Source organism: Rhodococcus sp. H36-A4 (assembly GCF_027158005.1).
Classification (GTDB): domain Bacteria; phylum Actinomycetota; class Actinomycetes; order Mycobacteriales; family Mycobacteriaceae; genus Rhodococcoides.
Map to the genome: position 1 here is coordinate 364722 of NZ_JAPVLQ010000003.1, position 14157 is coordinate 378878.

The 14157-nt window shown below is 62.2% G+C and carries 12 protein-coding genes and 2 tRNA genes; 10 read left to right on the top strand and 4 right to left on the bottom strand.

The window, feature by feature from the left end; all coding sequences use genetic code 11:
* Nucleotides 1-83: 83 nt before the first annotated feature.
* Nucleotides 84-587 (bottom strand): PH domain-containing protein, encoded by a 504-nt coding sequence (locus tag O1W68_RS10780; RefSeq protein WP_269303427.1) that lies wholly within the window; start codon nt 585-587, stop codon nt 84-86.
* A 255-nt stretch (nt 588-842) separates the two neighbouring features.
* Between O1W68_RS10780 and O1W68_RS10785 the strand changes: the two genes are divergently transcribed.
* From O1W68_RS10785 to O1W68_RS10805, 5 genes are all read left to right on the top strand, one after another.
* Entirely contained in the window at nt 843-2792 is a 1950-nt protein-coding gene (locus O1W68_RS10785; RefSeq protein ID WP_269303429.1) for an acetolactate synthase large subunit, read from the top strand.
* The gene (gene ilvN, locus O1W68_RS10790) at nt 2789-3292 is read left to right on the top strand and encodes an acetolactate synthase small subunit (protein ID WP_084348552.1); all 504 of its coding nucleotides are present in this window, start codon (nt 2789-2791) and stop codon (nt 3290-3292) included. The genes O1W68_RS10785 and ilvN overlap by 4 nt, the downstream gene beginning before the upstream one ends.
* A 62-nt stretch (nt 3293-3354) precedes the next feature.
* Nucleotides 3355-4356, top strand: a complete 1002-nt coding sequence (gene ilvC / locus O1W68_RS10795; protein ID WP_269303744.1) for a ketol-acid reductoisomerase — start codon at nt 3355-3357, stop codon at nt 4354-4356.
* Between the two features lie 200 nt (nt 4357-4556).
* The gene (gene serA / locus O1W68_RS10800; RefSeq protein ID WP_186626803.1) at nt 4557-6152 is read left to right on the top strand and encodes a phosphoglycerate dehydrogenase; all 1596 of its coding nucleotides are present in this window, start codon (nt 4557-4559) and stop codon (nt 6150-6152) included.
* Nucleotides 6153-6195: 43 nt separating this feature from the next.
* Nucleotides 6196-7206, top strand: a complete 1011-nt coding sequence (locus tag O1W68_RS10805; protein WP_269303432.1) for a 3-isopropylmalate dehydrogenase — start codon at nt 6196-6198, stop codon at nt 7204-7206.
* Between the two features lie 78 nt (nt 7207-7284).
* Here O1W68_RS10805 and O1W68_RS10810 read toward each other — a convergent pair whose 3' ends face one another.
* A complete protein-coding gene (locus tag O1W68_RS10810; RefSeq protein WP_269303433.1) occupies nt 7285-8481 on the bottom strand; it encodes an MFS transporter in 1197 nt (398 codons plus the stop codon).
* 134 nt (nt 8482-8615) lie between these two features.
* On the opposite strand from O1W68_RS10810, the gene O1W68_RS10815 reads away from it, so the two are divergent.
* From O1W68_RS10815 to O1W68_RS10825, 3 genes are read left to right on the top strand one after another with little or no spacing between them, the layout of a single operon-like run.
* On the top strand, nt 8616-9389 hold the full coding sequence (locus O1W68_RS10815; RefSeq protein ID WP_269303435.1) for a fumarylacetoacetate hydrolase family protein: 774 nt from the start codon (nt 8616-8618) through the stop codon (nt 9387-9389).
* 36 nt (nt 9390-9425) lie between these two features.
* Entirely contained in the window at nt 9426-10898 is a 1473-nt protein-coding gene (gene gltX / locus O1W68_RS10820) for a glutamate--tRNA ligase (protein WP_269303437.1), read from the top strand.
* 16 nt (nt 10899-10914) lie between these two features.
* Nucleotides 10915-11907, top strand: a complete 993-nt coding sequence (locus O1W68_RS10825) for a YihY/virulence factor BrkB family protein (protein WP_269303439.1) — start codon at nt 10915-10917, stop codon at nt 11905-11907.
* Here the strand turns inward: O1W68_RS10825 and O1W68_RS10830 are convergent.
* Nucleotides 11886-13427: a bifunctional 3'-5' exonuclease/DNA polymerase gene (locus O1W68_RS10830; RefSeq protein ID WP_442972323.1), complete on the bottom strand. Its 1542-nt coding sequence runs from the start codon at nt 13425-13427 to the stop codon at nt 11886-11888. The two genes, O1W68_RS10825 and O1W68_RS10830, sit on opposite strands and share 22 nt — an antisense overlap.
* A gap of 195 nt (nt 13428-13622) precedes the next feature.
* Here O1W68_RS10830 and O1W68_RS10835 point away from each other — a divergent pair.
* Together O1W68_RS10835 and O1W68_RS10840 are read left to right on the top strand one after the other, a co-directional pair.
* A tRNA-Gln gene (locus O1W68_RS10835) sits at nt 13623-13694 on the top strand.
* Nucleotides 13695-13816: 122 nt separating this feature from the next.
* Nucleotides 13817-13889, top strand: a tRNA-Glu gene (locus O1W68_RS10840).
* Between the two features lie 76 nt (nt 13890-13965).
* Here O1W68_RS10840 and O1W68_RS10845 read toward each other — a convergent pair.
* Complete coding sequence (locus O1W68_RS10845) at nt 13966-14133, bottom strand: DUF5302 domain-containing protein (protein ID WP_269303443.1); 168 nt, start codon at nt 14131-14133, stop codon at nt 13966-13968.
* Nucleotides 14134-14157: the final 24 nt, after the last annotated feature.

Below are 14157 nucleotides of genomic sequence, written 5' to 3' on the forward strand. Positions count from 1 at the left end.
AGCTCCCCTGTCTGCGGAAGTGGGGCATGTCTTCGATTCCTCGATCTCGGAGCGGATTATCGCGCCGTCGAGTTACTCCCGCGCTAGGAAGGATCCGTCTCTGGAGCGATGTCCGGGGATTGGTCGGGATCCTCGGCATCCCTCGCGGCTTCGGCTCGGGCCGAGGCATAGGGGTCGGTGATTCGACCACCGCTCGCTGCCGCCAACTGGGGCAGTCGATCGAACCGGACGAGCGGTAGCGACTTCTCGGTCTTGTCGGTCAGGACCACGCGAGCCCAGCGACGGTCGGGGAAGTGAATTCCTCGAACTCGGTCCCATTCGATGAACTCCGATCCCACGATTCGACGCACCGCGAGGCCCTGCTCACTGACGGTCGTGCGGACTCGGAGGACCCAGATGGCGACCGCCACGGGAACGAGGAACAGCCAGCCGAACGCGGCAGGCCAACTCGCGGCCGGAAACGACACGCCGAACAGAAGGAGGACAACGCCCACCAATGCAAGCTTGGGGAGTCGGATGACCTGCGGAGACGGATCAGGGGTGTGGGATGATGAGTCCGGTGGTTCGGACTGCTGCGAGGATGACACCCCTTCATCTTCGCATTGCAACTGCGCGATCTCACATAATGGGATTGCGTCGTGACGAGTTTGACTCTTCCCTATGCGCGCGCCTACCGTCGAGCACGTGAAGCGGAATTGGATACTCGTAATCGGCCGGCGCGTCAACGCCTGAGCCGGTTGTTCAAACTCGCATCGACGCGCCACCCTCGTACAGCTACTGCTGACGGGGGTTTTTTCTTGCCCAGAGATCGCCCAGAACTCGAAAATCCTGAGGAAGCAGCAGTGAGCGCACCAACCGCACGCCCAGGGCCCACGACTCGTAAGTCGGGCACAGTCAACAGCTCGTCGACGTCCGAAATGCCGCCGGCCGGTTCCAACGAGGGTTCACGTCGTCATGTAGCGCCCGAGAAAGTGAGCGGCGCACAGTCCGTCGTCCGAGCGCTCGAAGAACTCGATGTCGACACCGTGTTCGGCATTCCGGGAGGGGCAGTACTTCCGGTCTACGACCCACTCTTCGATTCGAAGAAGGTTCGACACGTCCTGGTTCGCCATGAGCAAGGCGCCGGACATGCCGCGACCGGATACGCGCAAGCCACCGGCCGTGTCGGCGTATGCATGGCGACGTCCGGTCCCGGAGCGACCAACCTTGTCACTCCGCTCGCCGATGCCCAGATGGACTCGGTTCCGATCGTCGCAATCACCGGTCAGGTCGCCCGAAGTCTCATCGGTACCGATGGATTCCAGGAAGCCGACATCTCGGGCATCACGATGCCGGTGACCAAGCACAACTTCCTGATCACCGACGGAGCCGACATCCCGCGCATCATGGCCGAGGCGTTCTACCTCGCTGCCTCGGGGCGACCCGGTGCTGTACTCGTCGATATCCCGAAAGACGTGCTCCAGGCGCCGACCACTTTCTCGTGGCCGCCGGAGATGCGTCTGCCCGGCTACCGGCCGGTCACCAAGCCGCACGGGAAGCAGGTTCGCGAGGCGGCACGCTTCATCGCCGATGCCAAGCAGCCGGTCCTCTACGTCGGCGGCGGCGTCATCAAGTCCAACAGCTCCGCCGAACTGCTCGAACTCGCCGAGCTGACCGGGATCCCCGTCGTCACGACGCTCATGGCCAGGGGAGCGTTCCCGGACAGTCATCAGCTCAATCTCGGCATGCCCGGAATGCACGGGACAGTTGCTGCCGTGGCTGCGCTGCAGCGCAGTGATCTGCTCATCACACTCGGTGCGCGCTTCGACGACCGCGTCACCGGGCAGTTGTCCACGTTCGCCACCAATGCCAAGGTCATCCACGCCGACATCGATCCGGCCGAGATCGGTAAGAACCGCTACGCGGACGTCCCGATCGTGGGCGACTGCAAAGAGGTCATCACTGAACTCATCGAGGCCATCCGCGCGGACCGGGCGACCGGAACGACACTCGATCTCGCCGACTGGTGGGTCTATCTCGACGACATCCGCAAGACGTACCCGTTGAGCTACGACCGTCCGAGCGACGGCGCGATGTCGCCGGAGTTCGTCATCTCCTCGGTCGGTAAAATCGCCGGACCGGATGCGATCTACTGCGCAGGAGTGGGCCAGCATCAGATGTGGGCCGCCCAGTTCATCAAGTACGAGAAGCCGCGCACGTGGCTTAACTCGGGTGGACTCGGAACCATGGGTTACGCGGTGCCCGCAGCGATGGGCGCAAAGATGGGATTGCCCGACGCCGAGGTGTGGGCGATCGACGGCGACGGCTGCTTCCAGATGACCAATCAGGAGCTTGCCACCTGCGCAGTCGAAGGCATCCCCATCAAGGTCGCTGTGATCAACAACGGCAACCTGGGCATGGTGCGCCAGTGGCAGACCCTCTTTTACGAAGAGCGTTACTCCAACACTAATCTGGGTACGCACGGCGCCAAGCGCATTCCGGACTTCGTCATGCTCGCCGAAGCGCTCGGGTGTGTCGGATTGCGTTGCGAGCGGGAAGAGGATGTCGAGGACGTGATCGCACAGGCCCGTGCGATCAACGACCGCCCGGTGGTCATCGACTTCATCGTCGGTGCCGACGCTCAGGTGTGGCCGATGGTCGCAGCAGGCACCGGAAACGACGAGATCATGGCTGCCCGCGGCATCCGTCCACTGTTCGACGACGACGAGGCTGCGGGCGCCGAGCCTGCCGTGATCGAAGAAGCTATGGCACGCGAACAGGCGCACGGCGAAGCGAAAGGCACCGACAAGTGAGCACGAGCCATACCCTCAGCGTTCTCGTCGAGGACAAGCCAGGCGTCCTCGCCCGAGTTGCGGCATTGTTCTCGCGACGCGGGTTCAACATCTCCTCGCTCGCCGTGGGTGGGACGGAGATCCCCGAGATCTCGCGGATGACGATCGTGGTCACTGTCGACGAGTTCCCGCTCGAACAGGTGACCAAGCAGCTGAACAAGCTCATCAACGTCATCAAGATCGTCGAGCAGGACGACGATTCTTCAGTGGCCCGCGAACTGGTCCTGATCAAGGTGCGAGCCGATTCGAGCGTACGTAGCGAAGTGATCGAGACCGTGAACCTGTTCCGCGCCAAGGTTATCGACGTGTCGCCCGAGGCGGTCACGGTCGAAGCAACGGGGACGAGGTCGAAACTCGATGCGTTGCTCAAGATGTTGGACCCCTATGGAATTCGAGAAATAGTCCAGTCGGGAGTCGTTGCCGTCGGACGTGGACCGAAATCGATCACCGCGTCGCGCTAGCGACCGCAGTGACGAACAAGCGTAAAACCCAAGAGGAAAGGTAGTAACCAGTGGCAGTCGAGATGTTCTACGACGACGATGCTGACCTGTCGATCATTCAGGGCCGCAAGGTCGCTGTTATCGGCTACGGAAGCCAGGGCCATGCGCACTCGCTGAGCCTGCGCGATTCCGGAGTCGATGTGCGCATCGGCCTCAAGGAAGGCTCGAAGTCTCGCGCCAAGGCTGAGGAGCAGGGCCTGAAGGTCGGTACTCCCGCCGAGGTCTCCGCATGGGCCGATGTGATCATGGTGCTCGCACCGGACACGGCTCAGGCGTCGATCTACAAGGAAGAGATCGAGCCGAACCTGAAGGACGGCGACGCGCTGTTCTTCGGACACGGACTCAACATCCACTTCGATCTGATCGAAGCTCCCGACTTTGTCACCGTCGGCATGGTCGCCCCGAAGGGCCCTGGCCACCTCGTGCGCCGTCAGTTCGTCGATGGCAAGGGTGTCCCGGCGCTCATCGCCATCGATCAGGATCCCAAGGGTGAGGGACAGGCGCTCGCACTGTCCTGGGCCAAGGGAATCGGCGGCACGCGCGCCGGAGTCATCAAGACCACGTTCAAAGAAGAGACCGAGACGGACCTCTTCGGCGAGCAGGCCGTACTGTGCGGTGGCACCGAGGAACTGGTCAAGATCGGTTTCGAGGTCATGGTCGAAGCCGGTTACGCGCCGGAGATGGCGTACTTCGAGGTGCTGCACGAGCTCAAGCTCATCGTCGACCTCATGTACGAAGGCGGCATTGCGCGGATGAACTACTCGGTGTCCGACACCGCTGAGTTCGGTGGCTACCTGTCCGGACCGCGCGTCATCGACGCCGGCACCAAGGAGCGCATGAAGGCAATCTTGGCCGACATCCAGTCCGGTGAGTTCACCCGTCGTCTCGTCGCCAACGTCGAGAACGGCAACACCGAGCTCGAAGGCCTGCGTAAGGCAAACGCCGAGCACCCCATCGAGGTCACCGGCAAGAAGCTGCGCGGTCTGATGAGCTGGGTCGATCGTCCGATCACGGAAACAGCCTGATCGCAGCCGAATTCGTTCGGTAGTACCTGCTTGACGAGAGGGGCGCCCCACGCACTGACCAGTGCGTGAGGGCGCCCTTCTGCCCGGGTCGCGAGGGCGACACCGATGCGCCCCACCTCGGCATCTAAACTTGTGCCGCACCACGCCATTCTTCATTCCGATCGACAGCATCATTTCCGATGACATAGGGAGTTCTTCACGTGAGTCAGCCAGGCCGTCCTGTCGTTCTGATCGCCGATAAACTTGCGCAGTCCACAGTCGAGGCACTCGGCGACGGCGTAGAGGTCCGTTGGGTCGACGGCCCGGATCGCCCCGCACTTCTCGCGGCAGTCCCCGAAGCCGACGCCATCCTCGTCCGGTCGGCCACCACGGTCGATGCCGAGGTTCTCGCCGCCGGCACGAAACTCAAGATCGTCGCTCGCGCGGGTGTCGGCCTCGACAACGTCGATGTGCCTGCCGCCACCGAGCGTGGCGTCCTCGTGGTCAATGCCCCGACATCGAACATCCATACTGCTGCCGAGCACGCTGTGACGCTGTTGCTGTCCGCTGCTCGCCAGATCCCCGCTGCCGACGCCACTCTGCGTCAGCACGAGTGGAAGCGCAGCAAGTTCAATGGTGTCGAAATCTTCGGCAAGACAGTCGGAGTCGTCGGACTCGGCCGTATCGGCCAGCTGTTCGCTCAGCGTATGGCTGCCTTCGAGACACATGTCATCGCGTACGACCCCTACGTCTCCGCTGCTCGCGCTGCCCAGCTCGGAATCGAACTCGTCAGCCTCGACGAATTGCTGACACGCGCCGACATGTTCTCCGTACACCTTCCGAAGACACCCGAGACCAAGGGGATCATCGGCAAGGAAGCCCTCGCGAAGACCAAGCCGGGTGTCATCGTCGTCAACGCCGCCCGCGGCGGTCTCGTCGACGAGCAGGCGCTCGCCGACGCCATTACCAGCGGCCATGTGTTCGCTGCCGGAATCGACGTCTATGCCTCCGAGCCGTGCACCGACAGCCCGCTGTTCGAGCTGCCGCAGGCCGTCGTCACCCCCCACCTCGGTGCGTCGACGACCGAAGCTCAGGACCGTGCGGGCACCGACGTCGCGAAGTCTGTATTGCTTGCTCTCGCAGGCGAATTCGTTCCGGACGCAGTCAACGTCAAGGGTGGCGCAGTCGGCGAAGAGGTATCGCCATGGCTCGAGATCGTCCGCAAGCAGGGCGTGCTTCTCGGCGCACTCTCCGAAGAACTTCCCTCCTCGTTGTCGGTGGATGTACGCGGCGAGCTCGCTGCCGAAGATGTCGAGATCCTCAAATTGTCGGCACTGCGCGGCCTGTTCTCCGCTGTCATCGAGGACTCGGTCACCTTCGTCAACGCTCCGTCACTCGCCGAGGAGCGCGGGGTCACCGCCGAGGTCACCAAGGCACCCGAGAGTGAGAACCATCGCAGCGTCGTCGACATTCGCGCCGTATACGGCGATGGAACCGTCCTCAACGTCGCAGGCACACTCACCGGCACCAAGCAGGTCGAGAAGATCGTCAATATCAACGGCCGCAACTTCGACCTTCGGGCCGAGGGCAAGAACCTGATCGTCAACTACGCAGATCAGCCCGGCAGCCTCGGCCGCATCGGCACACTGCTCGGCGACGCCGGAATCGACATCCAGGCAGCAGCTCTCAGCCAGGACACCGAGGGTGAAGGCGCCACGATCCTGCTTCGCGTCGACAAGGACGTGCCGTCGGAGCTGAGTGCAAGCATCGCCGCCGCGGTCGGCGCATCGACGATCGAACTCGTCGACCTGTCCTGAGCACCGTCTCATCCCGAACGTATTACACAGAACGAGGAGTTCAATGAAGCTCGCCGTCATCGCTGGAGATGGAATCGGCCCTGAGGTCGTCGAACAGGCATTGAAGGTGCTGGACATCGTCGTGCCCGGTGTCGAGAAGACCGAATACGATCTCGGTGCCCGCCGCTACAACGCGACCGGTGAGCTTCTTCCCGGTTCGGTCCTCGAAGAGATTCGCGGACACGACGCAATTCTCTTGGGTGCAATCGGCGACCCATCGGTACCCAGCGGCATTCTCGAACGCGGCCTGTTGCTCAATGCACGCTTCGCGCTCGATCATCACGTAAATATTCGTCCGGCGAAGTTGTACCCCGGGGTGACCGGTCCGCTCGCAGGTAACAAGGAAATCGACGTGCTCGTCGTACGTGAGGGAACCGAAGGGCCGTACACCGGCAACGGTGGAGCACTGCGGGTGAACACCCCGCACGAGGTTGCGACCGAGGTCAGCGTCAATACTCGCTTCGGGGTCGAGCGTGTCGTTCGCGATGCGTTCGCTCGCGCGCTCGGACGGCGCAAGCACCTCACGCTGCTGCACAAGACCAACGTGCTCGCGTTCGCCGGCAGTCTCTGGGCGCGAACGGTGGAAGAAGTCTCGAAGGAATTCGCTGACGTCGAGGTCGCATACCAACACATCGATGCCGCGATGATTCACCTCGTCACCGACCCGGGCCGGTTCGACGTCATCGTCACCGACAATCTTTTCGGTGACATCGTCACAGACCTCTCCGCTGCCGTCAGCGGCGGTATCGGCCTCGCAGCCAGCGGAAACATCGATGCGACGGGGACCAACCCGTCGATGTTCGAACCGGTCCACGGCAGTGCCCCGGATATCGCAGGGCAAGGCAAAGCGGATCCGACGGCAGCAATTCTGTCGGTGTCGCTACTTTTGGCGCATCTTGGCGACTCTGCCAACGCAGCACGAGTCGAAGCTGCAGTTGCTGCGGACCTCGCTTCCCGGGGATCCTCGACTGCGACCACCGCAGAAATCGGCGACCGGATCGCTGCCAAGCTGTAAATCTCTCACTGAGTGCATCGAATGCCTCTCACGTGCACCTTCTGAGTGCGGTGAGAGGCATTCGTTCGTTTTCGGTCTCTACTCGTTGCTCTCGTGATCTTCGGGGATTACGGAGACGGACAGGGCAGGGAAGACGGCCGACACCAGGAATGCCAGCGGAAAGCTCACTGCGGCGAGGGCGCCGAAGGCCGGCGGTACGAGCGAAGCCGCGATGTACTGCCCGGTGTTCTGGACGCCGAGGGCACGCCCGCTCCAGTAGGATCCCGAGAACTCGGCAACGGCAGTGAATGCCAACCCGTTGGGTGCAACGGTGACGATCGAGGCCACGACCAACAGTGCGATGGAGATCGGGGAGTCCAGCCAGTCGGTGACCGCGAGCGCGAACATGCTCACGGTCGTCGAGAGTGCGACCCATCGCAGCGGACGCATTCTGCTTCCGACACGGTCTGATAGTGCGCCGACTCCCATTCGACCGAACGCCCCGAGGATTTGGGTAACGGTCACCAAGATGCCTGCCGAGGCTGCCGACCATTCGCGATCGGTCATGAGCCAGACGAGCGCATAGGTCCACACGACGTACTGAGGCACCACGAGCAGGATCGAGGTCGAATGAATCCGCCAGAGTTGAGAACTGGCCCTGTACGGGTTGGCAAGTAGTCCCTGTTCGGCGGCATCGGCTCGCGTCGGGCGTGGGGGATCGACGACGGCCAGGCACAGCACAGCTCCCAGTGTGCAGATGACTGCGGGGACCAACAGGGCAGCCGAGACCCCGTGGTCTCGCGCGATAGGTGGTATCGACAGCGCAGCGATGGCGACGCCCAGTGGTACCGACATCTGTCGGATTCCCATGGCGAGGCCGCGTCTCTGGGGCGGGAACCATCCCACGACGACGCGTCCCGACGCGCTGTTTGCGCTGGCTGCCGCCATTCCGCCGATCAGCAGGCACAAGCCGAGCATGGCGAACGAGGTGGTGAAAAACGCTGCGAAGCTGGCAGCCGCGGTGAGGCCTAGCCCGAGAGCGAGTACGAGGCGTTCACCGATGCGGTCGACGAGCATGCCCCACGCGATCAGCGTGAGCATGATCCCCACCGTCGGCATCGCGACGAGCAGTCCAGCACTGGGCAGACTCAACCCGCGGTCCTCGTGCAGAGCCGGAATGAGAAACGCAGCTCCGTTGATGAACACCGCGCCTGAAGTCTGCGCGAGCATTCCGAGCGCGAGCATGAACCACTTTCGGGCGCTGTCGGCGTCGAGCGCGCGGTCTGTTGCAGTCATGGCCTCATTCCTGATTCCCACTATATGAGCTTCAGATCTTGGCATCTGAAATTCAGAAGCGACGTTACACCCGTAGCGCAGGCTGTATCGGACGGCATGGACGCCGCGAAATGGAAGGTCGATAGACTTTCGACATGCGTCTGGGTCGAATTGCAAGTCCTGATGGTGTGGCATTCGTGAGTATCGAGGGAGAGGGTGATGAACGCACCGCCAAGGAGATTGCCGAACATCCCTTCGGCACGCCGACTTTCACGGGTAGGTCGTGGCCATTGGCCGACGTTCGCCTGCTCGCGCCGATCCTCGCCAGCAAAGTCATAGCGATCGGAAAGAACTACGCTGCACATGTAGCCGAGATGGGCGGGGATGCTCCCAAGGATCCCGTTATCTTCATCAAGCCGAACACCTCGATCGTCGGTCCGGGAGCGCCCATCATGTTGCCGGCGACCTCGAACGAGGTTCACTACGAAGGCGAACTGGCCATCGTGATCGGGCGTCCGTGCAAGGACGTGCCTGCAGCCAAAGCTCTCGATGTGGTCCTGGGTTATACCGTCGCGAACGACGTATCTGCTCGCGACCATCAACGGCACGACGGTCAATGGACCAGGGCCAAGGGGCACGACACGTTCTGCCCGCTCGGGCCTTGGATCGAGACCTCGCTCGACGCCTCCGACCTCGAAATCACGACCGAGGTCGACGGCGAGGTGAAACAACGCAGTAGGACGTCGTTGCTGCTGCACGACATCCCTGAGATCATCGAGTGGGTCTCGGCCGTCATGACCCTGCTGCCCGGTGACGTTATTCTCACCGGTACCCCCGAGGGCGTCGGTCCGATCACGGCAGGACAGTCCGTGTCGGTCACGGTCGAGGGCATCGGCACGCTGACCAACCCCGTCGCCGCCAAGAACTGACGTACCTTTCACCTTCCCCTCGAACGCGAGCGAGCTATGAAATCCAACGAAGTACGAGTCCGATTCTGTCCGTCACCGACCGGAACCCCGCACGTGGGCTTGATCCGCACGGCGCTGTTCAACTGGGCGTTCGCGCGCCATCACGGTGGTGCTTTCGTCTTCCGCATCGAGGACACCGATGCAGCGCGTGATTCCGAAGACTCGTATGCGGCGATCCTCGACGCACTGCGATGGCTCGGGCTCACCTGGGACGAGGGCCCGGAGGTCGGTGGGCCGTACGAACCGTATCGACAGTCGCTCCGGCGTGATCAGCATCTCGACGTAGTTCGACAGCTGCTCGAGGCGGGGGAGGCGTACCACTCTTTCTCGACCCCTGAGGAGGTCGAGACCCGACACAAGGCGGCCGGGCGGGACCCCAAGTTGGGTTACGACAACTTCGATCGGGATCTGACCGACGAGCAGCGTCAGAAATTCCTCGACGAGGGCCGCAGCCCCGTCGTTCGGTTGCGTATGCCCGATCACGATCTGTCGTGGACGGACCTCGTTCGTGGGGAGACGACGTTCAAAGCCGGCACGGTGCCGGACTTCGCACTCACCAGAGGTAACGGGATTCCGTTGTACACGTTGGTGAATCCAGTGGATGACGCGTTGATGAAGATCACGCACGTGCTTCGCGGAGAGGACCTGCTGTCCTCGACCCCGCGACAGTTGGCGTTGTACGAGGCGCTCATCCGGATCGGCGTCGCGGACAGCACACCAGAATTCGGCCACCTGCCGTTCGTGATGGGCGCGGGAAACAAGAAGCTGTCCAAGCGCGATCCCGAATCGAATCTCTTCATCCACCGAGATCGCGGATTCGTGCCCGAGGGGCTGCTGAACTATCTGGCGCTTCTCGGTTGGGGCATTTCCGACGACCATGACGTCTTTTCGCTCGACGAGATGGTAGCGGCGTTCGACATCTCCACGGTGAACTCGAACCCGGCTCGATTCGACCAGAAGAAGGCCGATGCCATCAACGCCGAGCACATTCGGCTGCTCGAGCCCGCGGATTTCGCGTCGCGCCTGCGCACGTTCCTGACTGAGCAGGGGCATTTGCCCGAGCAGGTCGACGAGGAGCAGTTTGCCGTGGCCGCCGATCTCGTGCAGACACGCATCGTGGTGTTGTCGGACGCCTGGGGACTACTGAAGTTCCTGTACGTCGCCGACAGCGACTTCGGCATAGACCCAGCGGCGGCGGCGAAGAACCTGACGTCCGATGCCGGGCCCGTTCTCGACGCGACCATCACGGCATTGACCGAGTTGTCTTCCTGGCGCACAGCAGATCTGGAAGAGACGCTCAAGGCGGCACTGATCGACGGCTTGGAACTCAAGCCGCGCAAGGCCTTTGCACCGGTCCGCGTCGCGGTGACCGGATCACACATCTCTCCACCACTGTACGAGTCGATGGAACTCCTCGGGCGCGAGAAGACGCTCGCGCGACTCGGCGCTGCCCGCGCCTCCATCGGCTGATCGGCGCGGTAACCGGGTGTCTATCGCCGCACGGGTGGACCGAGTCCAGCGTCGCCACCCGGTCCTCGGCTTTCCGCTGGCGGTGATCTACAAGTTCGTGGACGATCAGGGCGGCTATCTTGCTGCTCTGATCGCCTACTACGCGTTTCTCTCGCTCTTTCCGTTGCTGTTGCTCGGATCGACGATCCTGGGAATCGTGTTGGCCGGTGATCCGCGGCTACAGCAACAGATACTGGATTCGGCACTCAGCCAGATTCCGATCATCGGTGACGAGGTCGGTGAACCGGACAAGATCGGCGGCGGAAACCTCGGTCTGATCATCGGTGTCCTGGGTTCGCTCTACGGCGGGCTCGGGGTCGCCGTAGCCGTTCAGAATGCGATGAATGTTGCGTGGGCAGTACCGAAGAACCTTCGCCCGAACCCGATTCGTTCACGAGTACGCGGGCTTGCGCTACTCAGCACGGTTGGGGTCGCCGTCTTGGCTATCACTGCCGTCAACGTTGCCAGTTCTGCGGGTGTCTTCGGCAGCATCAACGGCAGTGTGGTGCTGATTGCGTCCATTCTTCTCAACATCATCGTCTTCACCGTCGCTTTCCGGCTGGCGACGGCCCGCGACTTGTCGATCTCGAACGTACTTCCGGGGGCGATCGTTGCTGGGGTTCTCTGGCAGATTCTGCAGACGTTCGGCGGTGTGTACATCAAATATGTCGTTGGCCGAGCGTCGATCACCAACGGGGTATTCGCGGTAGTGCTCGGACTTCTGGCGTTCATGTACATCGCTTCGGTCCTCATCGTCTTCGCCGTCGAGATCGATGTGGTTCGGGTGGAAAAGCTCTACCCCCGTTCACTTCTGACGCCGTTCACCGACGATGTGATCCTTACCGAGGGCGACCGTCTCACCTATACCGGGCAAGCGGAAGCACAACGCAGCAAGGGGTTCGAGGAGATCGAGGTGACCTTCGACGGTCATGGATCCGAGGAAGAATCTCAATCCTCCGGATCGGCGTAGCAAGATCTGACCGCGACATCCATCGGAAATCGAACTGCGGTGTCGCCGAAGAGAAGCCGTGTGGCGCTGAGCGCTGCATCCTCGATGTGTCGGCGAGCTGTCACGCTATCGCTACTGTGCACGACTACCTCGTCGTGTTGAAAGAAGACAAGTTCGCCGGACCCTGGTTCGGCCGCCAACCTCTTTCGCAACTCGGCCAACAGGCACACTGCCCATTCCGATGCGGTTGCCTGCACGAGAAAGTTTCGGGTGAATCTTCCGCGCGCACGTGCGTCACCGTGCACCCACCACTCGGCTGACGGCTGCGGACACGCGCGCCCGAGCCAGGAATGGACGACCTCCCCGCGTTCACCGCTCCGAGCTGCCCGCTCGACGTACTCGACGGCTTGGGGGAACCTACGGCGTAGCAAGGTCAGAAGTGACCGAGACTCACCGGAGGTGGCGCCGTACAAGACCCCAAGGATGGCGACTTTCGCTTTGTTTCGGTCGCCGCCGAAGGCTGCCTGTGCGACGGGGGCGTACAGATCTTCGGTACCGGCCGCCTCGGTCATTGCGGGGTCGGCCGACATCGCAGCCAAGATCCGTGGCTCGAGCTGCCCGGCGTCAGCGATGACGAAATCATAACCGGGCTCCGCTATTACGCTGTTACGCAGTGCTTTCGGAATTTGAAGTCCGCCACCGCCGCGGCTGGCCCAGCGGCCGGACACCACCGCACCCGGCACATAGACGGGGCGAAATCGGTCCTGCCGAACCCATGCCTGCGACCATGCCCATCCGTTGGTACTGAACAACTTCGACAGATCCCGGTGACGAAGCAACAGCGGAACTGCTGGGTGGTCGACGGCGCTGAGCAGGTGCGCACGCGTCGAGGTCAATTCGATGTCGTCCCGAGCAAAAGCGGCGATGACTTCCAGGTGTGAACTCGGATTGACCCTGCGACCGAACACCGCGCTGATCTCGGATTCGAGTTCGGTGATCGACGGCGGCAAGTCTCCTTCGCGGGGGCGGCGACCGAGCATCGATTCGAGATATCGGTCGTGTGCGTCGGCGGAGAATGGCAAACCGACGTGGCTCATCTCCGCAGCGGCGAGTGCCCCGGCAGATTCTGCAGCGAACAGAAGGCGGAGGCCGGTCGATGCCGCGCTTTCGGCTACGTGTCGACGATGCAGCTCGAGGATCGATTCGTAGCTCGGATGAGCGTGTGCGTCGAACAACCCCGGTCTGTCGTCTGTGAGCGCGGTCATGAGAGGTGCGATCTCGCCGCGGCGGACGGCGAGGATCCCTTCGACGAGGGAAAGATCGTGACAGCGGTCGACACGTACCCCTGCTTCCAGCAGCGGTCTGTAAGTACGCGCAGTGGACTCCCAAATCCACCTGGGACGATCAGCGGACTCGATTCGGTACACAGCCGCAGGAAGATCGGAGCATTCTTCTCGCTGCCCGGACGGGCGGCCGTCGTCGTCGGTGGGGAAGAGGTGATGAACGGTGCCGGTCGGCACTACGACAACTTTCACTCGCATTCACCATCGCTGATCACAAGATCGAGTGTCCGCTAGGGCCTTCGAGGTCGTTCCCGCGGGTCCGGAGGTCGCGAAAGCGCGTAGTTGGGGACTCTGACCAGCCGATTTGGAGAAACCCGGGTGTCCTTTGATAGTCTCTATCCCGGCCCAGAACGCAGTGCGCATGTTGGTTGTGTGGATGTCGTCGAAGGTCATTGGGGTATGGTGTAATTGGCAACACAGCGGTTTCTGGTACCGCCATTCTAGGTTCGAGTCCTGGTACCCCAGCAAACGTTCGGTAGTGATTTTGTTGCCGAACGTCAGCCGGTTAAGCTGGCTAAGCTTTCATCTGGTTGGACACAGTTGGATGTGATTGCAACCGAAGTATGGTTGCGTTCGAAGAAGTTCCTGGCCCCGTCGTCTAGCGGCCTAGGACGCCGCCCTCTCAAGGCGGTAGCGCGGGTTCGAATCCCGTCGGGGCTACAACGAAGAAAACACCCTCTCACCGTTCGGTGAGGGGGTGTTTTCGTTCTGTGCAAGCGGGTCCGCGTCTAAGAAGCTAGATGCTCTTGCGTCGGAACATCCGCTGATGATCCGACGGGCCGTGGGCGTTGTTCACCTTCGGTCCGCCATCTTTGTGCTCGACCGTGGTAGCCGACTTGTGGTTCTTCTTCTCCAGGGCCTCGCGAAACTTCTTCTTCGTATCTTCTTTGCTGGGTTCTGTCATGATCGCTCCTCGCACGTCGGTGAC